At 44.4% G+C, this 24,169-nt stretch carries 18 protein-coding genes; 7 read left to right on the plus strand and 11 right to left on the minus strand.

Going from position 1 to position 24,169, the window contains the following annotated elements:
• Position 1 precedes the first annotated feature (1 nt).
• The 6 genes from pheS to L8S15_RS00295 all read right to left on the minus strand — a co-directional run bounded on the left by pheS (position 2) and on the right by L8S15_RS00295 (position 8,211).
• The gene (gene pheS, locus L8S15_RS00270) at positions 2 to 985 is read right to left on the minus strand and encodes a phenylalanine--tRNA ligase subunit alpha (protein ID WP_004734764.1); all 984 of its coding nucleotides are present in this window, start codon (positions 983 to 985) and stop codon (positions 2 to 4) included.
• Positions 986 to 1,340: 355 nt separating this feature from the next.
• Positions 1,341 to 2,450 carry a GGDEF domain-containing protein gene (locus tag L8S15_RS00275; protein ID WP_010441333.1) on the minus strand — a complete coding sequence of 370 codons (1,110 nt, stop codon included), beginning with the start codon at positions 2,448 to 2,450 and terminating at the stop codon, positions 1,341 to 1,343.
• A gap of 245 nt (positions 2,451 to 2,695) precedes the next feature.
• Positions 2,696 to 3,928 carry a hypothetical protein gene (locus L8S15_RS00280; protein ID WP_016767269.1) on the minus strand — a complete coding sequence of 411 codons (1,233 nt, stop codon included), beginning with the start codon at positions 3,926 to 3,928 and terminating at the stop codon, positions 2,696 to 2,698.
• Between the two features lie 9 nt (positions 3,929 to 3,937).
• Positions 3,938 to 4,744 (minus strand): outer membrane lipoprotein-sorting protein, encoded by an 807-nt coding sequence (locus L8S15_RS00285; RefSeq protein WP_016767268.1) that lies wholly within the window; start codon positions 4,742 to 4,744, stop codon positions 3,938 to 3,940.
• Between the two features lie 44 nt (positions 4,745 to 4,788).
• On the minus strand, positions 4,789 to 7,254 hold the full coding sequence (locus L8S15_RS00290; RefSeq protein WP_345781711.1) for an MMPL family transporter: 2,466 nt from the start codon (positions 7,252 to 7,254) through the stop codon (positions 4,789 to 4,791).
• A 171-nt stretch (positions 7,255 to 7,425) separates the two neighbouring features.
• On the minus strand, positions 7,426 to 8,211 hold the full coding sequence (locus L8S15_RS00295) for a TetR/AcrR family transcriptional regulator (RefSeq protein ID WP_010441341.1): 786 nt from the start codon (positions 8,209 to 8,211) through the stop codon (positions 7,426 to 7,428).
• Between the two features lie 495 nt (positions 8,212 to 8,706).
• Here L8S15_RS00295 and L8S15_RS00300 point away from each other — a divergent pair, with 495 nt between their 5' ends.
• Together L8S15_RS00300 and L8S15_RS00305 are read left to right on the plus strand one after the other, a co-directional pair.
• The gene (locus L8S15_RS00300) at positions 8,707 to 9,513 is read left to right on the plus strand and encodes a hypothetical protein (protein WP_016795323.1); all 807 of its coding nucleotides are present in this window, start codon (positions 8,707 to 8,709) and stop codon (positions 9,511 to 9,513) included.
• Positions 9,434 to 10,201: a hypothetical protein gene (locus tag L8S15_RS00305; RefSeq protein WP_010441345.1), complete on the plus strand. Its 768-nt coding sequence runs from the start codon at positions 9,434 to 9,436 to the stop codon at positions 10,199 to 10,201. Before L8S15_RS00300 ends, L8S15_RS00305 begins: the two co-directional genes overlap by 80 nt.
• Before the next feature lie 155 nt (positions 10,202 to 10,356).
• Here the strand turns inward: L8S15_RS00305 and L8S15_RS00310 are convergent, their stop codons facing one another.
• The 3 genes from L8S15_RS00310 to L8S15_RS00320 form a co-directional block, all read right to left on the minus strand.
• A complete protein-coding gene (locus L8S15_RS00310) occupies positions 10,357 to 10,851 on the minus strand; it encodes an outer membrane beta-barrel protein (protein WP_010441347.1) in 495 nt (164 codons plus the stop codon).
• Positions 10,852 to 10,994: 143 nt separating this feature from the next.
• Complete coding sequence (gene hrpA / locus L8S15_RS00315; RefSeq protein ID WP_016788761.1) at positions 10,995 to 15,038, minus strand: ATP-dependent RNA helicase HrpA; 4,044 nt, start codon at positions 15,036 to 15,038, stop codon at positions 10,995 to 10,997.
• 221 nt (positions 15,039 to 15,259) lie between these two features.
• Positions 15,260 to 16,576 carry a MipA/OmpV family protein gene (locus tag L8S15_RS00320; RefSeq protein WP_016767264.1) on the minus strand — a complete coding sequence of 439 codons (1,317 nt, stop codon included), beginning with the start codon at positions 16,574 to 16,576 and terminating at the stop codon, positions 15,260 to 15,262.
• A gap of 135 nt (positions 16,577 to 16,711) precedes the next feature.
• On the opposite strand from L8S15_RS00320, the gene L8S15_RS00325 reads away from it, so the two are divergent.
• The 3 genes from L8S15_RS00325 (at position 16,712) to L8S15_RS00335 (ending at position 19,818) form a co-directional block, all read left to right on the plus strand.
• A complete protein-coding gene (locus L8S15_RS00325) occupies positions 16,712 to 17,245 on the plus strand; it encodes a hypothetical protein (protein WP_016797387.1) in 534 nt (177 codons plus the stop codon).
• A 22-nt stretch (positions 17,246 to 17,267) separates the two neighbouring features.
• Entirely contained in the window at positions 17,268 to 19,256 is a 1,989-nt protein-coding gene (locus L8S15_RS00330) for an alkaline phosphatase family protein (RefSeq protein ID WP_016792376.1), read from the plus strand.
• Positions 19,257 to 19,368: 112 nt separating this feature from the next.
• Positions 19,369 to 19,818, plus strand: coding sequence for a TerB family tellurite resistance protein (locus L8S15_RS00335; RefSeq protein WP_010441358.1), 450 nt, complete (start codon positions 19,369 to 19,371; stop codon positions 19,816 to 19,818).
• 31 nt (positions 19,819 to 19,849) lie between these two features.
• Here the strand turns inward: L8S15_RS00335 and L8S15_RS00340 are convergent, their stop codons facing one another.
• Together L8S15_RS00340 and L8S15_RS00345 are read right to left on the minus strand one after the other, a co-directional pair.
• Positions 19,850 to 20,287, minus strand: coding sequence for a hypothetical protein (locus L8S15_RS00340; protein WP_102277539.1), 438 nt, complete (start codon positions 20,285 to 20,287; stop codon positions 19,850 to 19,852).
• Between the two features lie 5 nt (positions 20,288 to 20,292).
• Positions 20,293 to 21,009, minus strand: a complete 717-nt coding sequence (locus tag L8S15_RS00345) for a helix-turn-helix domain-containing protein (protein ID WP_241900990.1) — start codon at positions 21,007 to 21,009, stop codon at positions 20,293 to 20,295.
• Positions 21,010 to 21,845: 836 nt separating this feature from the next.
• Here L8S15_RS00345 and L8S15_RS00350 point away from each other — a divergent pair.
• Positions 21,846 to 22,367, plus strand: coding sequence for a hypothetical protein (locus L8S15_RS00350; protein WP_016784558.1), 522 nt, complete (start codon positions 21,846 to 21,848; stop codon positions 22,365 to 22,367).
• A gap of 11 nt (positions 22,368 to 22,378) precedes the next feature.
• Entirely contained in the window at positions 22,379 to 24,064 is a 1,686-nt protein-coding gene (locus L8S15_RS00355; protein ID WP_016797392.1) for an LruC domain-containing protein, read from the plus strand.
• The last annotated feature ends 105 nt before the right edge of the window (positions 24,065 to 24,169 follow it).

Raw genomic sequence — 24,169 nt, forward strand, 5'->3', positions numbered from 1 at the left:
ATTACTTGAATTGTTTAAGGAAACGAAGGTCGTTCTCGAAGAACGCACGAAGGTCATTTACGCCGTAACGAAGCATCGTTAGACGCTCTACACCCATACCGAATGCAAAACCAGAGTATTTCTCAGGGTCGATGCCAACAGAGCGAAGTACGTTAGGGTGAACCATGCCACAGCCTAGAACTTCTAGCCATTTGCCATCTTTACGTTTCACGTCCACTTCAGCTGAAGGCTCTGTGAACGGGAAGAATGAAGGACGGAAACGCACTTCAACTTCTTCTTCAAAGAAGTTACAAAGGAAATCGTTAAGAATGCCTTTAAGTTGTGCGAAGTTTACGTTCTCATCAACTAACATACCTTCCACTTGGTGGAACATTGGCGTGTGAGTTTGATCGTAGTCGTTACGGTAAACACGACCCGGAGCAATGAAGCGGAATGGCGGTTTGCCGTTTTCCATCGTACGGATTTGAACACCAGAAGTGTGCGTACGTAGCATTAGATCAGGGTTGAAGAAGAAAGTATCGTGATCAGTACGAGCTGGGTGATCGTCTGCGATGTTTAGTGCATCAAAGTTGTGGAATGCATCTTCGATCTCAGGGCCAGACTCAGTGCTAAAGCCAAGCTCACCAAAGAACTGTTCGATACGCTCAACTGTGCGAGTAACTGGGTGAAGACCACCGTTCTCAATGCGACGACCTGGTAGGCTCACATCGATAGTTTCTTCAGCTAGTTTCGCTTCAAGCTCTGCACGTTGTAGTGCGTCTTTGCGAGCTGCGATCGCTTGTTGAACAGCACCTTTCGCTTTGTTGATCTCTTGACCAGCAGTGCGACGCTCTTCAGGTGGAAGTTTACCTAGGCTTTGTAGTTGAAGAGTTAATTCACCCTTCTTACCTAAATACTGAACTCGCACTTCATCAAGTGCGACTAACGAATCTGCTGTATCAATAGCAGTCGTTGCATTAGCAATGATCTCTTCTAGATGTTGCATCATTTCCTCATCTACCAGTTGGTAGTGTCCGTATCGGATGATTAGTTTTTTTAGATAGCTACACATACTAATCAAACACGCAACCAATGCCAAATTGAATCGCTAAAAGAACAAGTTATTGACTAAAAACACGGCAAATTTAACAGGATATTAATGAGGAATAGGAAGAAGTGGAACAATTACTGGTACCACTCCTTAATTTGGAACTGAGCGAAGCGCTCGATTTAAAGTCTCATGAGAACTAAAACTAAGGTGACCTGAGAACTAAAACTAAAGTAACCTGAGCGCTAAAACTGACGTGAGCTATATTTTAAATTTAACGCGAACTATGCTCTCAACTTGAAATAAACCCGTTCTAAATCTGAATCGAACAAACGCGGTTTTTGCCCGCTTTTTTCGCTAAATAAACGGACTCATCAGCTACTTTAATCAATTCATTCATTGTTTCGAATTCTTGGGTCATTTCAGCCACACCGACACTAATGCTGCCAAGCCAAGCTTGCTCGCCAGTGTCGACCTGTAATTCAGACACTTTCTGTCGAGTGGTTTCTGCAATGTGCATGCCCCCTTTAAGATCGGTATCGGGGCAGATCACCAAGAACTCATCGCCCCCTAATCGACACACGATATCATCATTGCGAAATGTGTTTTTCAGTTCGTGTGCGAGGGTTTGTAACACCAAATCACCTGCATCGTGTCCGCAAGTGTCATTAATGCGCTTGAAGTGGTCGGCATCAATCATAATGCACACCAAAGGCATACCAAGTTCTTTGGACTCTTGCCAATGCACCGCTAACTGTTTAAAAGCACAGCGGCGGTTAGGCAAATTAGTGAGCGAGTCAGTTAAGGAGAGTTCTTCGAGCTTCTTGTTCGCTCGTTTTAGCTCTGCGGTTCTTTCCTCGACTTTGTCTTCGAGTAGCTGGTTGAACCGTAACAACTCTTTATTACGTTCGGAGACTTGCTCAAATAGGCCTTTAAGAGCAGCTAATAGAGGAATGGTTGAAGAATCGTTCTGTTTTCCTTCGGCTTCAAACGCTTGTTTAGGGGTCGCTCCTTCCTCTATCGCGGCCACTTGTCGAGCCATGTTTTGGTCAATACCGAGGATATGATACGCAAGCCAATGAATTAAGAAATCGAGTAGCTGCCGTGCAGACGCCTGATCTTCTTCTAAAATGAAAGCTTGCATGCTGTAGATATCTTGCATAAAAACACGATGCACTTTGATGTGTTCTTCGATGTGAGAGCGATATAAATTACGAGCTCTCATCAAAGATTCTTCTTCTTTAAAGTGAAACTCGGCATAGCTCGTGAGATCGAGTAAAGCAATGCTAATATCTTCGATTGAGATAGTGTTTTCAGACAGCAAATTGCCATAGTGGTTGATAAAACCGACGAGGTATTGATGTTGTTCATCTACGACACCAATGCCTGTTTCGAAGTATCTATTCCAAGTAAATGAATTCATAAATCCCTTAACGCCCAAATCACACTTGTTTACCGGCAGTTACCAGTAGTCAAAAGCGTGCATATGTAGAGGTTATATATACATGTAAAATATAACCATACTACCTGTAGGCCTACCTGATTGCTTACTCCTTTTATAAAAAGACGACTTCGATCTCTACAAATATAAATTAACACTGGGTTTGGGGCGTTCAATTCAACAAGAACACCCCAATAAACCAACATTAACTTAACTTATTGAAAATACTAAAAGTAATATTCCAACGCCATCTCAACAAAATCATCTTTGCGAGCGAAGAACAATAAGTCTTCTGGGGTTTCATTCTCAAACAACCACGCGTTCAACCGCCACTTGAGGTTGTTGTTGATACGACTTGAGGCTTCGAGCTTTGCACTGTAAACATCACTGTTATCTAGATCCTGAGTGATGCCCGTTAACACCTCGGTCCCGTCTTCATCATTTAAGGCGAAACGTGCCCCAAGGAACACGTCGTTTTGACCGACACTCTGCGCATTGTTGCCTCGACTGTCGTACAAGTATTCAGCAATAAAACCGATATCCCAATACGACTCTAGCGCCCCAACCCATGTATACTCAAAGCCTGTTGCTACGCCTGTATGGTTGTCATAACTGTCGCGATAAATGCTTTCAAGCTTCCATAACCAATCACCCATAATCCCCTGAACATCAAGGCCGAAATGCTGCATTTGCGCGTAATAGGGCTTAAGATTATTACCTTCAACACGATAATAAGGGTCACGATTGGTACCGCCTAAGTAGCTTAACCCGACATCCCAATCACCATACATTTGGCTATAGCGCAGTGCCACATCAACGTGCTTTTCTTCTCTTGATGATTCATACAGCGCATCGTCTGAAACGGGTACGGGCGTTCTTAAGCGACCGTCTTCCCCTGCAAAGGTACGCTCTCGAAAATACGGCAGTAACATGGCATCGATGGTTCCCCAGTCTTTAATCGACGTGAAGTGAACCATTGGCTGACCCAGTTTCGATTCGCCATCGACGGACTCAATCGCATCGGTTTGGTTTACCACGTCCACTAAGTGTGCTGATTCGGTCACACCCCAGAACACTTTGCCAACACCTGCGCGCAGTTCGTAGTCATCCCAGTAGGTAAGGTACAAAGCTTCACGAACGTCACCATGGGTTCGCTCATCGTCTTCGCTGTCTAAGCGATAAAATGGCGTGAAGGTAAAACTGCCATTGCCTTCTTGTTGCTCCCAGTAAAACTCGGGTTGTAACACCAGTGAGCTTTGTCCTTTGTTCTGCCCCTGTAAACCGTCGCTAAAGAACTGCCTGTGTTCAAGGTTAACTTGCCCTGCGAGTTCTGGGGTGACTTGCTCTACGAACTCAGAGCTAAAGCCTGCCGCTACACATGGCAACGACACCTGCATAAGCCCAACTGTCGCTGCCAAGGTTAAAGATAACTGCGTTCCTGTTAACAGAATCCTTTTCATATTCTTGCCTTACTTTGCACGTTTAAGTGTATTTTTCTGAAAGTCCTTATCCTTAAGACCGGTCTGGAACGCTAAATCTGTCGTGGTTAATACAGTACTCTTACCTGTTTGGTGGTTTTGCATCGACATGGTGTGCGCGCGCCAGTACTGGTTTAGGTATTGTTTGTAGTCTTGGAACGATAGAGTTTTCAGCAATGCGCCTTTACGGTCGTAAAATTCCACTTGAACTGGGCGGTAATATTGCTGGTCTAGCCATACTTTTTGCATGGTGTAACCAGAGTTTTTGTCGGTCGGAACTTGCTCTAAAACAAAGGTATCAACACCTTCAATATTGGCGTCTTCGATGTAGTTGAAGGTGTACTTTTCTAACTCAAACGAACTTAGGTCTTCGTAAGCAAATTCACTGCCCATAAACGGGCCAGACTTGTTGCGAGAAGAGATACGCTTTACACGTTTCAATGCCGGCAGATACAACCATTGATCATCCGATTTGGTGATGTGTGAATGGTTTAAAAAAGCCGTGCCTTTTACGTCGCGTGGCTCATCAAATATGGTCAGTCCTTTATCGCCATCGTCGTCAACCTCTAGCGACTTCAATCGCATTAGACGAGAGCTGCTTTCACCTTGTTTATTGCGAAGTAGCATTTCCATGGTCGCAACAGAATCGCCCCACCCCATATCAACGGCTTTACGTTGCTCGGCGATCTCTAGGCCTTTTTCAGGATCGGCTAACGCAGGGAAAGCCGAGAATGCGCCAATGGTTATCAATGACGTTATGAGTGTTTTCTTTGTCATAAAGTGTTTAATAATTTTCATAAATTAATCCTTAAGTCAGCCCACCGCAGTAGGCTGACGTTTTCTTATTTGATTGAAGTCGACAGTTCAGCCGTCGTATTAGGTTTAGCTTTAACAGACGGTTTTGGTTCGTATTGGGGTTGGTCTGAGTAATGGGTCTGTTTGTCGAAGATCATCAGCAGGCTTGGCAGCAAAATGAAGTCGACCACCAACGCAATGAAAATCACAATCGCACTGAGTAAGCCCATATCGGAATTGAGTCTGAAGCTCGACATTGCCAATACAGAGAAACCGGCCACTAGCACAACAGTGGTGATCCACAAAGCGCGACCTACGGTGTGGAAGGCGTAACGAACCGCTTCCTCCGCTGATTGCCCTTCCATTCTTGCGCGTTGGTATTTACTCAAGAAGTGCACCGCATCATCGACGACGATACCCAAAGTAAGGGTGACCACGACCGACAATCCAAGGTTGATCTCACCAGAGATAAGCGCCCATAAACCAAAGCCAATAATCGCAGGCGCAATGTTGGGCACTAGGCTTATCATGCCTAAGCGAACCGAGCGCAATGCGAAGATCATCAAACCAGAGATAAGCACTAAGGTGATTGGCAGAGTCGATAGCATGCTCGCCATGTTGGTTTCACCAATGTGAGCAAACATCAATGATGGGCTCGACGCGACCACTTCATACTGAGGTGCATTGGCGGCAAACCATGAGTAGATACGCTCTTCGAGTTCAACCAATTCCACACTGCCGAGGTTATCAACCGTCAGTACCATTTTGATCGATGATTTATCAACGTTGATCTGGTTATTCAAATCCAAACCATAAGGTAGAGACATCTCGTAAAGCAGTAGATATTGCGCGGCTAACTCTCGGTTAAGTGGCAGTTGGTAATAACGGTCATCATCACCATGCATGTTCTTATTCAGACGCATGTAAACATCAGAAAGCGTAGCAACATGGTCGGTTTCTGGTTGAACACGTAGCCAATCGGTAAAATCACCAATCGCTTGTAAGAACAAGGGGTCAGCAATCGCTTGAGACTCGTTAGTTTTGACCGCAATACTGATGGTCGTCATACCGCTTACAGTCTGTTCCATGAAGTCGGCTGCTTGTCTGAATTCGCTTGAGGTATCGAAATACTTCACCGATTCATCATTCACTTTGTTCAGTGGAATTAATGCCGCTGCGCCGACGATAACTAGAGTAGAAATAGGCAATAACGCTTTGCGATTAGTTACCACAAAGTCACCGAGCTTATCCATGAAGGTCACTTTACTTTGTGCCACTTCATTCGTTGGTAAAGTCTTAACTGGTAGCAGTTTTAATAGCGCAGGCAGCATAGTCACGGATAGGAAACATGCGATGATCACGCCCAATGCCGATAAGTTACCGAAGTCTCGTAATACGGGGGAGTCCGACATGTTCATCATCAAGAAACCAATCGCGGTGGTCACTGAGGTAATCAAAATCGGCATCGCATTAAGCTTGATGCTGTATTGAATAGCTTGTGCTTTTTCCATGCCACGCTGCATGGCTTGTCTCATGGTCACAATCACATGAACACAATCGGCCACCGCTAGGGTCAGTACCAAAGTTGGGACGTTAACCGTTGCGGTGCTGAGGAACATCCCTGCCCAGCCAGACAACCCCATGGTCGCGACAATCGAAGAGATAATCACAACTAAGGTCGCCACCACGCTAAAGAATGAGCGCAGCATAAAGGTCAGGAATACCAACACCACCAATAGCATTAATGGCACCAGTGTTGAGCTGTCTTCTTGAGCCGACATCATGAAAGCATTGTTCATAGCAATGATGCCCGCTTTATGGAATTCGACGTTAGGATAGTCCGCTTGATACTTGGCGATCATAGTGTTGATTGCTGCTATGACTTCTTGCACTTCCGCGGTTTTATCTACTTCAGGTAATTGCACGGTCACGTTAACAATGGTCACATCACCAGAAGCCGATACCAACGCATTCTTAAGCAGAGGTTCGTTTAGCGCGATCTGTTTCACTTTGGCGATTCGCTCGGGCGTATGTTCGTATTCTTCATACAGCAGATCTTCCACCAATAAGTCGTCTTCAACAGCTTCGGTGTGCTGATAATTGGCCAAAGAATCGACACGGCTTGAGTACGGGATCTGCCACGCATCAACGGTGAGATTTTGAATTAAGGTCAGGGTTTCTGGGGTGAAGACGTTGCCGCCATCAGGTGCGACAACAATCGCGAGATTGTCGGTTTTCGCAAAGGTAGTTTGGATTTCATCGAACGCCATCAACTGTTTGTTGTTGCCTTCGAAGAAGATGTTGTAATCCCCTCTAAAGTAGAGGTTCTTCGCCCCTAATGCAGAGAGCATGATGATTGAAAAAACCACCAGCAGAACGATAAACGAACGCTTGGTCGGTATTGAGTGCCAACGGTTATTGAGATCCCCGTTTACGCTATCGATATTACGGTTATCTCGATTTTGGTGATCGAAAGCGGGCTTTTGGCTATCATGTTCCATCACAGTCTCCATTTGTGACGATTCGTCATAGTTGTGTTATAAAAAGCCAGCCGAAGCTGACAAAAGACACAATTCTTGGTCATACACTCAAGAAAACCTAAACCACATTAGGCTAAACTTAAGTTTGTGACGAATCGTCATAAATGGTTATTAATAAACCCACATAAGTGGGCTTAATAGAAGCTATCGACCTACTGATTCTAAGTAAGCGATCTCTTCACTGAACAGTTCTTGTTCTACACGACGCCAGGTTTTACGGTAGTCCCAATCGGTAGAAAGGGGCTGCCAGTTCAGGCCGTCGAGCAGCATATTCGCGTTATGTAATACTGAATACGGGTCTTGTAACCGCTTAATACAATGACTGTTTGATGCGTTCTGTGACAAGGCATTTGAACCAAATGCGATTGACCAGTTTGCAAACACGATGGCATCTGAACCCACACCAGAAGAGAACTTTAGGTCACCCACTTCTACTGCTTGGTTAACCATTGAATCGGCTTGTTCAATCACCAATTCTTCGAGTTCGTTCATCTCGGTTACACGTGCACTAGAGGCTTTCTCTAGTACCCACGGGCTTTTTGCCATGATCGCACACGTTGACAGTACCGGCTCCATGCGCGCATAGATTCGATAAGCAACGTGCAGTGCGACGATCTTTTCGCGTGTGTTACCTTCAAACTCTCCAGAACGAGTAAACATCAGTGCCTCGGCCTTTAAAGAATGAATACACAACGCTAAAACCACGTCTTCTTTGCTACAAAAGTGATTATATATCGTACCTTTCGAATAAGAGCTCGCTGCCGTTAGCTTATCCATCGTGAGGTTTCCGAACCCTTGCTCTCGAACCAGATCTTTCGCTAACAACATCAATTCTACTTCTCGGTCTGCAATAGACTGCTGCTTTTTAGACAAGCCGCCTTTACAACCAAAGATACTTTGCTTATCGCCTTTACAACCAAAGCCAAACATAATTTCTCAGTCCGTATTTTCGCTTAGCTATCACCTAAGCTGAGTCAGTATTTAAAACACTCCTGTTTAATATATTAACACGAATAGCAAATTCATGTACTTAACCATTTTGTGACGCTTCGTCATTTCTGACTTATCGTCATAATAGCGCAAATATTGATCATATCAAGGTGTTTTATAAATTAAATACACTTTACGTATGGAAGGGTAAGTAAACGGGCGAGTAAGTGAGAGAACGGTCAATGAATATCAATAAAAACGAGCTGTTTTTGACGAACCGAATACCAAAGTAAATTGGCCATTCTTAGCCGAAAAAGAGTGCTAGCACTTTAAATCGTTATCGATATTTGCTTAGTGAATCCAGGCATAACCCACGAGAATGAATGAGTGTAGGCTTACTTTTTGGGGCAGACCTCTCCTTATGGTCAATATTTGGCTTACTAATGTCGTTTTCTGTTAAGTTGCTATAAATTCGGTAAGGGGTGACTTACAATAGTGACAACGACTTACCTTTTTGAGAACACGATATTGAGCGCCAAATATTCTTATTTAGCTTGGCAAGTGAATACTTCTAGCCCAGCAGAAAAACTGGTTTTATTGATGCTTGCAGATGGTGCTGATGAGTTCGGTTTCACCAATGTGTGCCTACAATCAGCAAGTCAACTTTGTGCTCTCTCGACGTTCGGTTTAGCCGATTGCCTTAAGTGTCTAGTCGACCAAGGTTTCCTCGATAAAGTAAAAGTAGATTATCGAGACAAGAAAGAGATACACGTGTTCAAAATGCTCATTGAGCAAGAGCAAGCTGCGGTTCAAGTTGAAACTCAACCGGTCAATAGTATTCCGGTTTACTCTACTGCACCTGCACCTGCACCTGCACCCAAGTTTCAGCCTGCTCCGGCACCAATGCAAAACACGCAATATGCTCCTCGCCCACAAGGCCGAGGCTCAATGAACAGCAACACCGTTTCTACTCATGATCTCAACGAAGAAGAGATCCCATCATGGGCAGAACGTGCGTTTAAATTCTCCGGCTTGGCCGGTGACCATAGTTTAGTATGGAAGAAATTTGTCCTTTGGTATAAAGCCAAAGCTAATGAATTAATGCCACTATCTCGGATTGAATCCAAGCTGCAGTACTGGCTAGTTAACGAGAAGCAAAATGAAAGACAACAACAGCAGAAGACCGCTCAATATTCAGGAAATGCAGGACAAGCTCAAGGAAATGGGTATAGACAAAAGCTTAGCCCATCTGAACGCTTCAGGCAGCAGCTCATTCAAAAAGGCAAAAAGCCAACCTTCTGAGCCTGTTGTATCTGACGTTCCTGCACGATCTGAAATAATTGAAGCAAAAAGCACTGAAGTTAATGTAGCGACACCTAACGCTACCGACGCAGGCTCGTCTCAAAAAGTGCCTGTTGTCGATCAAGATCCGGCAGAGTTAGAGCTGACTGATTGGTGTATCCATGTGTTTGGTTCTTTCTTAAGCGTGTACGAAACACAATGGGAATACCAATACGGTAGCGAGCCGAGCGGTAAGTTTATTGAATTTGCTAACTCAGTCGATTCAGACGGCCTTAACCGCGTGCTAATGCACTGTCATGAACGTATTCAACTTGGCAACAGTTGGCCGCCGCAAATGGGTGAGCTTTGGATCCTGAAAGATTCTTTGACTGAAGAAGAGTTGTTGGATAGCCGTATTCGAGTGTTGTCACGCTCTGCAGATAATAAGATTGAGCAATGGTTAATCCAGAATAAACTGTACGATTTAAAGCGTACGGCTGAAAACAAACTCGATGGCCTGTTCAAGAAGTATTACTTGGAAGCGAAACGTTTAGATGAGAAAGGCATGCTTGAAACTGAGTTACCAGAATTCCTTCTTGCCGCTAACTCTGTAAAGAACCTGAACGATTTAAAACGTGAAGAGTACGAAAGTAAACACGGTAAAGCGATTAACCCAAGAATTCAGCGTATTCTGAACAGTAAAAAATAACCATCCGCTTGCTATCTGTTATAAGAAAACAGAGTAGCGATTACACGGTTAACAGATACAAAAATGCCAGCTATCAAGCTGGCATTTTTTACGAATTCTTACGAACTCTACAAATATCCGTGACCAACGGTACGTCCGTCACTGACTGCAAGTAATTACAGTAGGTGGATAGTTGCGTTTAGCGTGAATACGCCAGAGTCGTCATCTTTCATTTTGAAGTTTTGGTAGCTAGCGCCTACAGATAGTGGACCAAAGATGAAGTATTCAGCGCCTACACCGTACATGATATCAACATCGTCTTGCTTGAAGCCATCAGCTTTAAGCTCGTAAGAGTGAAGACCACCCTTCGCGTATACGTGAAGAGGACCAAAATCGATGCTTGGTTTAATCGCTAGGTAAGCAGTGCTTGCGTCTAAATTCTTAAGATCGCGGTTGCCGTAATTAACGCTGCCGAAAGAACCAAGATCCCAATAACCCGCTTCAACGCCGATTAATGGAAGAATACCAGTACCTACGTGGATACCCATCGCTGTCTCTTCTTTATTGCCTAATGAGTTTTGACCACCCATTACACCACCGTACAACCAAGAATCAGCCATTGCTGTTGAAGATGCACCTAGTAGTGCTAATGCCAATAACGTTTTTTTCATATTCGACCTTTTTCGTCCTAGTGGCAGGCCTTGAGTGGTAATAAATTGCCACCAAGTCGCCCTGTATGTAATAACTATTCAATTAGTAATGCAATAAGCAAGATTTATACCCAAACCTTGCTATTGCGTCTAGCTTTATTCCTTTAGCAAGCATCAATCGCGTTTTTAACACGCTTATCTGATACTGGGTAAGGCGTACCGAGCTGCTGTGCGAAGAAGCTTACACGAAGCTCTTCAATCATCCAACGCACCTCTTTTACGTTTTCTGGAACCGCGATCCCTTTTGGAATTTTATTCAGCAATTCTTTGTAATCATTCATTACCGACTCAACTTTGATCATATGTAGGCGATCTTTGTTAGGGTCAATCGGCAGTTTTTCCATTCTACGCTCAATAGCTTTCATATAGCGTAGAATATCCGGCAAGCGTTTCCACCCGCATTCTGTGGCAAACCCCTTAAAAATCAAACCTTCTACCTGAGCTTTGATGTCTGAAAGTGCAAATGCCATCGAAAGATCTACGCGGCCCTTCAGCTTCTTACTGATACTGAACGCCGTAGTTAGAATGGTTTCTACCTGTTGAGCAATCTCAACAACCGTATCGCCTAACTCTGCACGTACGTGTTCTTTCAGTGCTTCAAACTGCTCTGGTTCCCAAACCAAACCGCCCTTCTCTTCAATTAGCTTATCAATACCACAAGCGATACAGTCATCGATAAGATCGAGTACTTGTCCGTATGGGTTGAAGTATAAGCCTAACTTAGATTTGTTCGGCAAGTTAGAGTGCAGGTATTTGATCGGCGATGGCACGTTCAACAGGATTAAACGACGCTGACCCGATTTCATTGCCGAGATCTGCTCTTGTTCGGTTTCGAACAGTTTGATCTCTACGCTGTCTTTAGAATCCACCAGTGCTGGGAAGGCTTTAACATCGTAGCCGCCGCGTTTCTGCTGATAAACTTTTGGTAACTCACCAAAGCTCCAGGTATGCAGGTTCTGTTGTTCAATATCGTCGTCAGCAACCTTAGAAAGCGTTTCTTGAACCTTATCTTTCAGACTTTCTTTTAGCTCATGCAGGTCTTTCTGTTCTTTCAGCTTACGCTTGCGATGATCTACAGCGCGGAATGTTACCTTTAAGTGCTCAGGGATCTGGTCTAACTTCCAGTCGTCACGTACCACTTCGACACCTGTCATGCGGCGTAGCTCTTTCTCAAGAGAATCCAACAACGGAGCTTCTAATGGGGTTACACGTGCCAAGAAAGCATCGGCATAGTTTGGCGCAGGCACAAAGTTACGGCGTAGCGTTTTTGGTAGTGACTTAATTAGGCTAATCACCAGTTCCTGACGCAGGCCTGGGATCTGCCAATCAAAACCGTTTTGGTCAATTTGGTTCAATATAGGCAGCGGAATGTGTACCGTTACACCATCGTTGTCGTCACCTGGTTCAAATTGGTAGCTCAGTTTCAACTTAATACCGTTTTGGTGCCAGAAGTTCGGATAATCCAAATCAGTAACGTGGCTAGCATCGCCTCGGAACAGCATCGACTTTTCAAAGTTAAGCAGCTCAGGTGTTTTCTGACTGGTCTTCTTCCACCACGTATCAAAATGACGGCCTGACACTGCCTCTTCGCCAACACGTTGATCATAGAAGTCGAACAGTTCATCATCATCGATCAAGATGTCGCGACGACGCGATTTATGCTCAAGCTCTTCCACTTCTTGCAGGAGCTTGCGGTTCTGTTTGAAGAACGTATGTTTGGTTTCCCACTCACCTTCAACCAATGCACTGCGTACAAACAATTCACGGCTGACAGTGGCATCAATCGCACCGTAGTTAACTAAGCGTTTTGGAATGATTGGGATTCCGTAAAGCATCACTTTTTCGTGTGCCATTACTGCCGCTTGCTTCTTCGACCAATGTGGTTCGCTGTAACTACGTTTAATCAGGTGTTTCGCTAGCGGTTCAATCCATTCCGGTTGAATCTTCGCGATAACACGACCCCATAGTTTTGAGGTTTCCACCAGCTCAGCAGACATGATCCACTTAGGCTGCTTCTTGAATAAGCCAGACGCAGGGAAGATATGGAAGCGTGCGTTACGAGCACCTTGATATTCATTCTTCTCTTGGTCTTTCATACCGATGTGCGAAAGCAGACCTGACAGCAGAGACATATGAATACCATCGTAGCTACCCGGCTCAGTATTCAGCTTGGTATCCAATTCACGCATTGCTTGGTGAATTTGGAAGTACACATCTTGCCATTCACGAATACGTAAATAGTTCAGGTAATCTTGCTTACACTGTTTGCGGAACTGATTACTCGACAGCGCTTTTTGCTGCTGCTTGATGTAATCCCACAGGTTCACAAACGTGATGAAGTCCGACTCTTTATCGAAGAAGCGCTTGTGTTTATCGTCAGACGATTGCTGCTTATCTGACGGGCGCTCACGCGGATCTTGAATCGACAACGCAGACGCAATCACCATGACTTCGTGCAAGCATCGGTTGCGTGGCGCTTCAATTACCATACGAGCCAAACGCGGATCAATCGGCAACTTAGCCAATTTACGACCAATAGCGGTTAGCTTCTTCTTGTCGTCGCCTTGATTCTTATTTTTGTTCGCAGCGGGTTCGGCTGTCGCTATCGCACCTAGCTCTTCAAGTAGCCTTACACCATCTTGAATGTTGCGCTTATCTGGCGCTTCAACAAATGGGAACGCTTGAATGTCGCCTAGGCCAAGAGCTGTCATCTGAAGGATAACGGAGGCTAAGTTAGTGCGGAGAATCTCTGGGTCGGTAAACTCTGGGCGTGATTCGAAATCTTCCTCAGAGTAAAGACGAATACAGATACCTTCAGCAACACGTCCACAACGACCTTTACGCTGGTTTGCGCTTGCTTGAGACACTGGCTCAATCGGTAGGCGCTGTACTTTAGTACGGTAGCTGTAACGGCTAATACGCGCCGTACCCGGGTCGATGACATACTTAATACCAGGAACGGTTAACGAAGTTTCTGCCACGTTGGTTGCCAGAACGATACGTCGGCCAGTATGAGACTGAAAGATACGGTTCTGCTCGCCCGCCGATAGACGTGCGTAAAGTGGAACTATTTCAGTATCACGCAGGTTACGTTTACTTAATGCATCTGCGGTATCTCGAATCTCTCGCTCACCGTTCATGAAGATCAAGATATCGCCTTGCCCTTCATCACACAGTTCATCAACAGCTTCAAAGATGCCTTCAATTTGGTCGCGATCGGAATCACTTTCATCACCACCTAACGGGCGGTAACGCGTATCTACAGGATAAGTACGACCTGATACCTCGATGATAGGCGCATTATTGAAGTGTTTAGAGAAGCGCTCTGGATCGATGGTTGCCGATGTGATGATCACTTTCAGATCTGGACGCTTTGGCAGCAACTCTTTCAGGTAACCCATGATGAAATCTATGTTAAGGCTACGCTCGTGCGCTTCATCGATGATGATGGTGTCGTACTGATTTAAGAAACGGTCGTGTTGGATTTCCGCCAGTAGAATACCGTCGGTCATCAATTTGATTTGTGTGTTTTCAGAGATTTGGTCGTTAAAACGAACCTTATAACCAACAAACTCACCCAGTTGCGTTTCCATCTCTTCGGCAATACGGTTCGCAACCGAACGGGCCGCAAGACGACGAGGCTGAGTGTGACCAATTAAACCAAAGCGGCCACGACCAAGCTCAGAACAGATTTTTGGTAACTGCGTGGTTTTACCTGAACCTGTTTCACCCGCCACGATAACCACTTGGTTTTCAGCGATGGCTTTCGCGATGTCTTCGCGCTTCTGGCTGACGGGTAGAATTTCTGGGTATTCAATCGTTGGCTTTTGCGCAGCACGCTGGGTTGCCGTCATCATCGACTTGGCAATGTCCAATGCAATCTCATCAAAGACAGCATTTTTAGATTGTTCATTTTTGATTCTGCTTGCACCAGCAATTCGCTTACTCAAACGGAAGCGATCGCGCATCATACATTCGTTGAGCGCTTTACGAAGAGAAGCTGGGCTATTCTGAGAAGTTTTAGCAGGTTTTACTGATTGTTTGGCAGACGAGTTCGATGCAGGTTGAGTCGATGTCGACTTTTTGTTTGTCGCTTGAGATTGCACTGCATTCTTGTTGTTGTCTGCTTTTTCCGGAGACGAAGTCAAAGCGTGTCCTATTCTTGTACTTATTAAACTCGCGCGATTGTACCACAACTCTTCAACAAAAAAGCCTGACATAAAAGGGAAAACCTTTTGCTATCAGGCTGATTGTTCAAGCCAACACTAACGAAGGCTATGAAAGCTAACTCGGATACACATCATATTTATCCAAACGATGGTTAAAAATGACAACATAAACCATCGTTAAAACACGGCTGAAACCGCGCTTAAAATTCGTATTGGAAGTAAACCGTGTTGTAGTTACTACCGCCTTTGATACGTCCAAACTGAGAGGCGTTTTCAAAGATCGCAGAACGATGATGCAACGAATAACCGAACCATAAATTGTTTAAGTCGTTCTTGCCGATCAAATCACCCACATTGACATCAAATGAGAAGTCTAGGTAATTCAACAAGTGGCTTGCGGTGTAACCTTTACGATCCATCTCAGAGCCTTCGATGTAGGTGATCGAGTCGATGTACGACATACCTTCAGCCACACCAAATCGCCACTGTGTCGGCCAATCAAAGGTGTAATACGCTTTGATCGCAATAATGTACTCGGTGCTACTCGATTGAACATCTGAATTCCAGTGATGCGCGATACCCGGTGTTAGGTAGATATCCAGCGGGAGACCAAAGATTTCGTCTGTTAGCGGGTGGCCGTAGAAAAACGAGGTCAGTTGGTTATTGTATTCGTCTTTCTCAGTATTGAACTTCATAATCTCGCCAATATTCGATGGCGTTGCCCAACCGTGCGCGACACGTAAATACGGCGCGTTACTCAATTTCGGTTTCGGCGCTTTCTCTTTGTCATTGAAGAAGCCAAAACCAAGATAAAGTTCACCTTGATAACGATCTTCAACTACTGATGAATCATAAGCGTTGTCGTCTAATCGAGTGACACTAGTTGAACCAAGTAGGTATAAGTTGGAAACCACGTGGTAACGTGCTTCAACACCCACATTAAGATCGATACCTGCGCCAATCGACTCGCCTTCGGCTGAATAGTAAGCACTATTGAAATCGGCACTTTTATAACGAAGTGTCGCACTCGGAGTAAACTCCCAATCGCCCGTTTCATACTTTACTTTGGCGCGTAGATTTCCGTGAAAATTGTATTCACTGTCGCTCATTAGCTCGGTTTCAAGCTTCCACTGCTCATCCCACTGATAACTGACTTGCGCACCAAAATCGGCAGTATCACCCTCAATGGCATTTTGTTCTGAAGCAGGGATATCAATAAAACGCATACGCGATATCGCATTAAGAGACCATTTTTCGTCGTCAGTCTGGTAGAGGTAAGCCCCCATTTCAGTACCGTCGATAAATACATAGTCATTCTTAAAAAATAGCATCGGAACAAAAGAACCGACGGTTTGATCCCCACCTGATGTATCGTAGGGAATACTCGCACTGCGGAACATTGCAGCAATGCCCCATTCTTGCTCTTCGGCAGCCCAGGCTACGCTATTACCTAGAAAAGCGTTACTCAATAAAACCGCTCCATACGAAATGAGCTTCGGTGAAAATTTGTGCTTCATTCTTGTGTAATTACTCTTTGTAATAATTTTTGTGTTACTGAATAGACATTTATTGGCCATGCCAGCCAACTAGTTTTAGGTTTGATCGACTTTGACCGTTACAATGAAGAATATTCTCGGTTAAATGAAAGTATTGTGAAAGTCTCAGAATTACAAAACATTATAGACCACTTACCCCAAGATTCCGATCCAGATATTGTCATGGGCGAAGAGTGGTTGCCTGAGCGTTTGGTTAACACCAGACTCGATAGCGACATGCTGTTTCTTGAGTTTGATAATGCCCCTGAAGAAAACCAAGGGGACGATGAAGGCCGTGGTTTCGTCGAACACGAAATCGCTATGATTCGAGAAAAACTCGAACAAGTACTGGACGATCCGTCCGATACCAAAACAAAAGCCGATGCCCTATTAGCAATATTTCTAATGGGCCATGAACTTTCTAGTTCAGAAGTTATCGAAGTTCTTGAATCAACAGAGCATGAAATGACAGAGCTTGAGGCAACGGAGTCTGAAATGCCAGATCAGGCAACGACAGAAGCTGAAACAACGGAACTCGAAGCAAATCAATCTGAAGCGATAGAGCAGGACATCTCTGCTCTCGAAATTAACGAGCCTGACACACCAGAGTTCGAAACCTCTGATCTTGAAACGAGACAACTCAAAGACTAACGCTACCGATTTAGGAACCGCATTGAAACGTTTGACGACATCATCTCTTCCCTTCTTACTTGCAGGCCCAATTTTAAGAAAAACCACCGCCAACGAGGTGGTACTGTGGATGGTGACGAGTTCACAACCTACAGGCTCAACTGAACTATTCAACGCAGAGCAAGATTCGCCTTTTTATTCGTCGCCACTTGATGAACAAGGGTCAATTCAAGTGGGGACACATGCTTGGGTAACCCTGATTCAATTAAAGGGTGAGTTCCCTACCAATACGCCCCTTGAATATGACATTCACACCGAACTAGGGTCACTGGCCACATGGGCTCCTCACCTTGTTTATAGCGACAAGTCTCGCGTTGAATTTAAGATCTCAACGACTGCTGATTATATCCTGCATGGCTCTTGTCGTAATCCTCATCACCCGAGCAAAGACAGCCTAGTTGCTGCAGATAACAAGGTCGGAAAGCAAACGGTACTTGAACGGCCAGATATGCTAATGATGAGCGGCGACCAGATCTACGCCGATCATGTAGCAGGTCCAACGCTTGATGCTATTCAACAAGTGATTCAACTGCTTGGTCTTGTGGGCGAGAGCTTGCCGACGGATTCACAGGTAAGCACAATCGACAGTAGTGAAGCCTTGTTTAAGAGTGAATATCAGCTGTATCGACGTCATCATTTACTGCCACACCACAACACCTCTGCTTCGTTGCTTGATAAGCTATTTCCTAAGCGCGGAATCCCTATTTTCAGCTCGACCGATTGTGAGAATCACTTGGTCACCTTGTCAGAATTCATCGCGATGTATTTGCTGGTTTGGTCTCCGACATTGTGGCAATGCATCAACCGAGAGCAATTGATCGAAAATGATTTCACAGAAGCTGGACGTCAATTATCACCGGCAGAGCAACAACAATGGCGTGACGAGAGCATTATCATTGATGACTTCATAGCAGGTCTACCGAAAGTGCAGCGTCTGTTCGCTCATATTCCAACGTACATGATCTTCGACGATCACGATGTCACCGATGATTGGAACCTGACTGTGGGTTGGGAACATGCTGTCGATCAAAATCAGTTTGCTACTCAAGTGATTGGTAACGGCCTTGCCGCCTACTGGATGTGTCAGGGTTGGGGTAACAAACCGGAGAGCTTTAACAAAGAGTTCATCAAGCAAGCAAAACAGCTCTTTGGTTTTCAATGGCATGCTGAAAATCAAGCGCAGAATGAAACTGGCGGCAACAATACTGAACACTCTGTTGGCAACATAGAACCAAACAAACACCAGGCCTTCATTGAGATGCTCGGTCGCTTTGAAGAGTGGCATTACACGATAGATACGTCTCCAAAAGTCATTGTGTTGGATACTCGAACGCGTCGCTGGCGATCAGAATCTCGCATGAATAAACCTTCTGGTTTGATGGACTGGGAAGCCTTAATTGAGTTTCAGCACCAGCTGCTCCATCAAGATAAGGTGGTGATTGTTTCTGCTGCGCCGATGTTTGGCGTGAAGTTTATTGAAACACTGCAAAAAATGGCGACCACAATCGGTAAACCATTGGTGATTGATGCGGAAAACTGGATGGCACATCCGGGCAGTGCTAACACACTCATCAGTATCTTTACCCACACCAAAACACCAACCAACTTCGTCGTGCTTTCTGGTGATGTTCACTACTCTTTTGCTTACGACATTAAACTTAGATACCGCCGTAACAGCCCGAATATCTATCAGATTACTTGCAGTGGTATTAAAAACCAGTTCCCTACTTCATTGCTTAAATTCTGTGATGTATGGGACCGATTGCTGTATAGCCCACGCTCAATTCTGAACTATTTCACCAAGCGAAAACGCTTAAAGATTGAAAAACGTAGCCCTGATAATCAGACTTTCTATCGACTTTCAAACCGAAGTGCGATTGGTGAATTAAAGTTAGATAGCGAAGGCAAACCGCAAGCAATAACGACACTAAGTGGTGATGGGAAAGTCACACGATTCCCTGAGCCTGATTAACAAGTGTTCTTTATTGCTCGCTCATCCGTAATGTCAGTTTTGAGTAAAGACGCTTGCGATCACACTCTGTAGGCCCAATAGTAATAATATTCATCATAACTGGAATGATCTTATGTTTAACTCACTTACCTCGTTATTTAAACAATTAGTTGAAGGCTCTGATTTAGGTAAAACGCCAACCGCCTCTCCTAACTTAGCTATCGCCAGCTTGTTATGTGAAGTCGCCGGTGCAGACCACGCGATTAACGAATCCGAACAAGAAGCTAAACTTCACTTGCTTCAACGCCTGCTGAACATAACTGAAGACGAATCCAAAGCCTTATTGGCGCAAGCTGAACCTCAAGTTGAACAATCTGTCTCTCTTTACGACTTTACTTCTCAACTGCGAGAGCTGTCTCAACCAGTCCGCATAGATCTAATAAAGGCAATGTGGGAAGTGGCACATGCTGATGGAGAGATTGATCCACTTGAAGATTCAGTGATCCGCAAAACCGCAGAACTGCTTTACGTTGACCACAGTGACTTTATTAAGACCAAGCTGAACGTCTTGGGTAAAAGCTAACCAAAGGCTTTCTACTCGTTGATACTCTCAACTAGAGTAAGCGATCACCATACATTATGCCTTTCAGCTCTAACGGCGTGCCTTTTTTTGTCACATAAAGGCCACGCTGATTTGACACCAACACACTGCGCTTGCCTTGCGTTTGTTGGATGTATAAGTGTTTGATATTGAAAGTCTGTTTATCTTGGGCTTGGTCTTGGTCCAATTGATAAAGGTAGTAGTGATTCCCCCAGCGAAAGAACACTCCAAACATTTGCTTAGTTTGAGCAACATTTCCATCGATGTCGTAACCAATGTACTGCATTTTTACCCGACCACTTTCCAATCGAAGTGAGATTTTTTCCCAGCCTACCATTGGATACTCTGCGGAAAATTTATAGGCACTTTTAGTTGCGAGCCCAGAGATTAAGCCTACATTTATAATCACAAAAAGCGTGAGCAAGATAGGCATCCAAAACTTACGATTCATATCGGTTAGCCTCGCTCATCGTCATTATCGCCATCACAAGAGAGAGATTTAAACTGATGACTCATCTCTCTCCAGCGCCCATTTATCAGCGCAACGGCTTGAATATTCTGGCACCCAACTCCGATACGATGTAGGTAAAGTAAATCAACACCGAGTTTTGAGACAGTGTTCAACTCAGTTAACAGCGATTGATCAAAGTTCAAATTATCGTGATAAACATCCATGCCACGATAACGACTCTTATCCATAAAAAACGCAAACTGATAAAACAACATGACGAGACACAAGCTGACTACGATTCCAGCGATACGAGATTGATGACGAGTGATAAAGTGCTTCACTATAGACTGATGAGATTGTGGGTACTGTTGCTTTGATTTTCCACCTTGTCTGTTCATGCCAGAAGGCGTGAGCTTTGCTACAAATGTTAAGTCATCTGTGGTGGCGGCATTCTCTGAAAATGTCGATTCAACAATTGCCGATTCAACATGTATGTCAGTCGTAGGCGTTGGCATCGATAAATAACTACCAACCTGTCTCGGGCCATTGAATCTATACCCTTCCTTTTGAACCGTTAAAATTTTGCAATCATACTCAAGCGAATTTAATGCTGTACGAATGTTCTTGACCGCAACATTCAGTGAACTGCCCGCCACCACCCGTCCCGGCCAGCCGTGTTCAAGTAAAAAGTTACGACCAACGGCTTTTGGGCTGTTCTTCACTAAATGTTCAAGGATCAAGCTTTCTGAGGGAGATAAGGTGGCCTGATTACCTGATTCAGAATCAATGAGTGTGTTATTAATCAGCTCGATACCCGAAGCGTCTAAGGTGATTTTTCAGGGCTATTGGCGTTCATTTCAGCGAGGAGTTCATAAATAAAAAGGTCATCAAAAAGGTGTTTGCTTGGTTATTCTAATGCCAAGCTATACATAGAAAAGAGTGGCGCGAAGTTTAACCAATAATTCAGTCAAATATAAGTTCGACGAGTAACAAGATGAAATAACGACAAGGTGAGTCAGTCACGTAAACTCACTCACCTTTAAACATAGCCAAGGTTTAACTCTAAACTTGCCATGGAATAGACAGGCCTGATCATCGCTTTTTGGTTTGGCTTCTCTTGTGCTATTTGTTTTGGGTGAACTAACGCTACCATCTAGCTCTGCCCAATCAAGGTCGAAACCTGCGATTTAATATTAATTAAAGCGCTTCTGACATTTATTAAGAATTAACATTCTTTTCATTCTGTTTGTGTTGATGTAAAAACCGATACCCACCACCTATTGAACAAGAGAAATACCAGTCAAATGTCTCTTATTACAGATTCAACTTTCCTCACTCAGCATTCGTGAAAACTGAATCCAATTCCCTATCAAATCTCATTATCAGGCCGTCATTTATTCGTTATCGTCAGATTGATTCTCTAATTGAGATGCTGATATACAATTAATTTTAAACCACATCAAAAAATCAAATTTTTCCTTTTTTTATCAACAACATAAAAACTGGCACAGTCATTGCTCTTTAAGTTTTACACGGCCTCAATTAATTACGGAAGATTATGATGATGAAATTAAAAACACTCCTCTTAACATCGGTCACATCAATGTCTCTCATCGCCTGCGGCGGTGGTGGTGGCGGGTCAGGCAGTTCTGGTGGCGGAGGTGGTGCAAGCGGCTCAACTGACAGCGCTGCGAGTCCTGCCGCAACAGCTGCCAATACGACTTTTGTTGATATTGCTGTACCAGACAGTTTTGAGTGGCGTGGAACGGCTTCGCGAACAATGAGCGTCATTGTCGTCAGTAGTTTTTCATACAAGGACGGTGAGCCGGCTCCAATTCGCGGTTCCCACATCATCAAACTATACAGCGTGACCTCAGACCAAACAGATTCTCAAGCCTTCTACTCTGGTATGTCGAACCGCGATGGTGAATTAGTGAGTGACTTTAGCATTCCAACCAACTGGGAAGGATTGGAAATCGTTGCTCAGGTGCGTGGTCAAGAGTGTAGAAGTACTGTTGACCTAGATAACGTCACTACTGATTTGCTAGTTTCTTGCGACATTGTTCTGGATTCTGACTAAGGATAGCTGCCATGAAAAATATTAAAAAATCTCTAATGGTGATGGGTTCAGTCGCTATGTGTTCTTTCTCGCAACAGACGTTTGCAGCTGCAACAGAAAACACAACAACCACTAACGGTGATGGCTCAATAACAGTGACTCAAAAGATCGATGCAAGTAGTACCTCACCACATTACATCGCGCCTTCTGGTTATGGTTTCGACATCTACAGCCGAGCAAACGAAGACTACTCTTGGCAACATAATTTAACGGTCCCTGATGGCGCACAGATTACCGCAGCGACACTCACTATTTACGCTTATGATGTTGATTCAGAAGCACACCACGGAGAAAACGGAGAATACGACAGTATCGCTGTTGACGGTTCTTTACTTACTCCCGGGTTCTTACAAGGTACCAACAATAACTGGTCGACAACCGTTTTTGACCTCCCTATCGCTTCACTTGACGACAGTCTTGTGAATGTAGACCTAGATATTGATGTGAATAACGACGGTTGGCTAACCACGCTGGATTACAGCCTTATCAGTGTTACTTATGTCACCATTGCTAATACCCCTCCTTCTACACCAACTCTAAGTCGCAGCACTGGACTCGGTGATAATGACGACTTGGTTGTGACAGTAACCGGTCCAACACCGGAAGACCCAGACGGTGATTCTGTAACTTATAGCTACCGTTGGTTTGTCGATGTAGGTCAAGGGTTCTATGTGGATGATGAGTTTGTCGGAAAAAATGACAACAGTAATGCCACGTTGCCGGCCAGTGAAACTGAAGTTGGAGAACTTTGGAAGGTTCAGGTCATCGCTATTGACCAGAATGGACTGATCAGTGAAATCGCTGAGATTGCATGGCCTTCAATTGGGGATAGTGACGGTGATGGTGTATCAGATGCAAACGACTACGCACCAAACGATCCGACAATCGCTTTCTATAGTCGAACACCAACCAGTGGATGGTACACATTAGCCTACGAAGATTTATGGCCAAATGAGGGTGACTACGATCTGAATGACTTTGTTAGCCACTACGCATTAGGTGTTTATACAAACGCGAATAACCAAATAACTCGTTTTGATTACTACGGCCAAGCTATTGCTCGTGGAGCGGCTGAAGACAATGGTTTCGCTATTTCGTTAGCAGGGCTTGAAGACACGGATGTCACTTCACTGACCAAAACATACAACGGCTCTACCGTAGCGTTAACACCAGAGGCCGGTCACTCAGGCGAGTTAGTATTTGTTGTAATTGATAGTGTCGCGGCGATGCTGCCAAGTACAAGCACTTATAGCTTTTACAACACAGAGTCGGGTGATGCACGAAGCTTAATCGATTACAGTGTCTCGCTGGTGATTGATGGTTCAATTCCTGCGCTAAGCAATACGGATTTTAACCCGTTTATTTACAAAGCCAACGCGAGAGGTAGAGAGATTCACTTGATGAACTATCCAAATACAGATGTAGCAGATACCGCAATATTCGGTGCTGGTGATGATGATACAGTAACAAGTGAAGGTGAATACTATCAAAACACGACTGGCCACCCATGGGCTCTAGATATCCCAGGCCAATGGTCTCACCCATACGAACGTATTGATACTTGTGAAGCATATGAACATCTAACCACGTGGGCAGAGTCTGGCGGTACACTTCAAACGGACTGGTTCACATCACCGACAGGGTCGAAGGTATGGTAAGTAACTCGAGCTTGGTCATTAAAAAATGAGTTAATCTTTAGAAATACCGATAAAAATTAAACCAAAAAGCCATCTACAAGTAGATGGCTTTTCTATGTTCGGGTG

Origin of the sequence: Vibrio sp. S/42/10 (genome assembly GCF_029890535.1) — a bacterium.
Lineage (GTDB): Bacteria > Pseudomonadota > Gammaproteobacteria > Enterobacterales > Vibrionaceae > Vibrio > Vibrio cyclitrophicus.

What these genes read in the sequence shown, in the direction of transcription:
- pheS (WP_004734764.1), bottom strand. Translation starts at nt 985, where the DNA reads ATGCAACATCTAGAAGAGATCATTGCTAATGCAACGACTGCTATTGAT.
- L8S15_RS00275 (WP_010441333.1), bottom strand. Translation starts at nt 2,450, where the DNA reads ATGAATTCATTTACTTGGAATAGATACTTCGAAACAGGCATTGGTGTC.
- L8S15_RS00280 (WP_016767269.1), bottom strand. Translation starts at nt 3,928, where the DNA reads ATGAAAAGGATTCTGTTAACAGGAACGCAGTTATCTTTAACCTTGGCA.
- L8S15_RS00285 (WP_016767268.1), bottom strand. Translation starts at nt 4,744, where the DNA reads ATGAAAATTATTAAACACTTTATGACAAAGAAAACACTCATAACGTCA.
- L8S15_RS00290 (WP_345781711.1), bottom strand. Translation starts at nt 7,254, where the DNA reads ATGGAGACTGTGATGGAACATGATAGCCAAAAGCCCGCTTTCGATCAC.
- L8S15_RS00295 (WP_010441341.1), bottom strand. Translation starts at nt 8,211, where the DNA reads ATGTTTGGCTTTGGTTGTAAAGGCGATAAGCAAAGTATCTTTGGTTGT.
- L8S15_RS00305 (WP_010441345.1), top strand. Translation starts at nt 9,434, where the DNA reads ATGGGTATAGACAAAAGCTTAGCCCATCTGAACGCTTCAGGCAGCAGC.
- L8S15_RS00310 (WP_010441347.1), bottom strand. Translation starts at nt 10,851, where the DNA reads ATGAAAAAAACGTTATTGGCATTAGCACTACTAGGTGCATCTTCAACA.
- L8S15_RS00320 (WP_016767264.1), bottom strand. Translation starts at nt 16,576, where the DNA reads ATGAAGCACAAATTTTCACCGAAGCTCATTTCGTATGGAGCGGTTTTA.
- L8S15_RS00335 (WP_010441358.1), top strand. Translation starts at nt 19,369, where the DNA reads ATGTTTAACTCACTTACCTCGTTATTTAAACAATTAGTTGAAGGCTCT.
- L8S15_RS00340 (WP_102277539.1), bottom strand. Translation starts at nt 20,287, where the DNA reads ATGAATCGTAAGTTTTGGATGCCTATCTTGCTCACGCTTTTTGTGATT.
- L8S15_RS00350 (WP_016784558.1), top strand. Translation starts at nt 21,846, where the DNA reads ATGATGATGAAATTAAAAACACTCCTCTTAACATCGGTCACATCAATG.
- L8S15_RS00355 (WP_016797392.1), top strand. Translation starts at nt 22,379, where the DNA reads ATGAAAAATATTAAAAAATCTCTAATGGTGATGGGTTCAGTCGCTATG.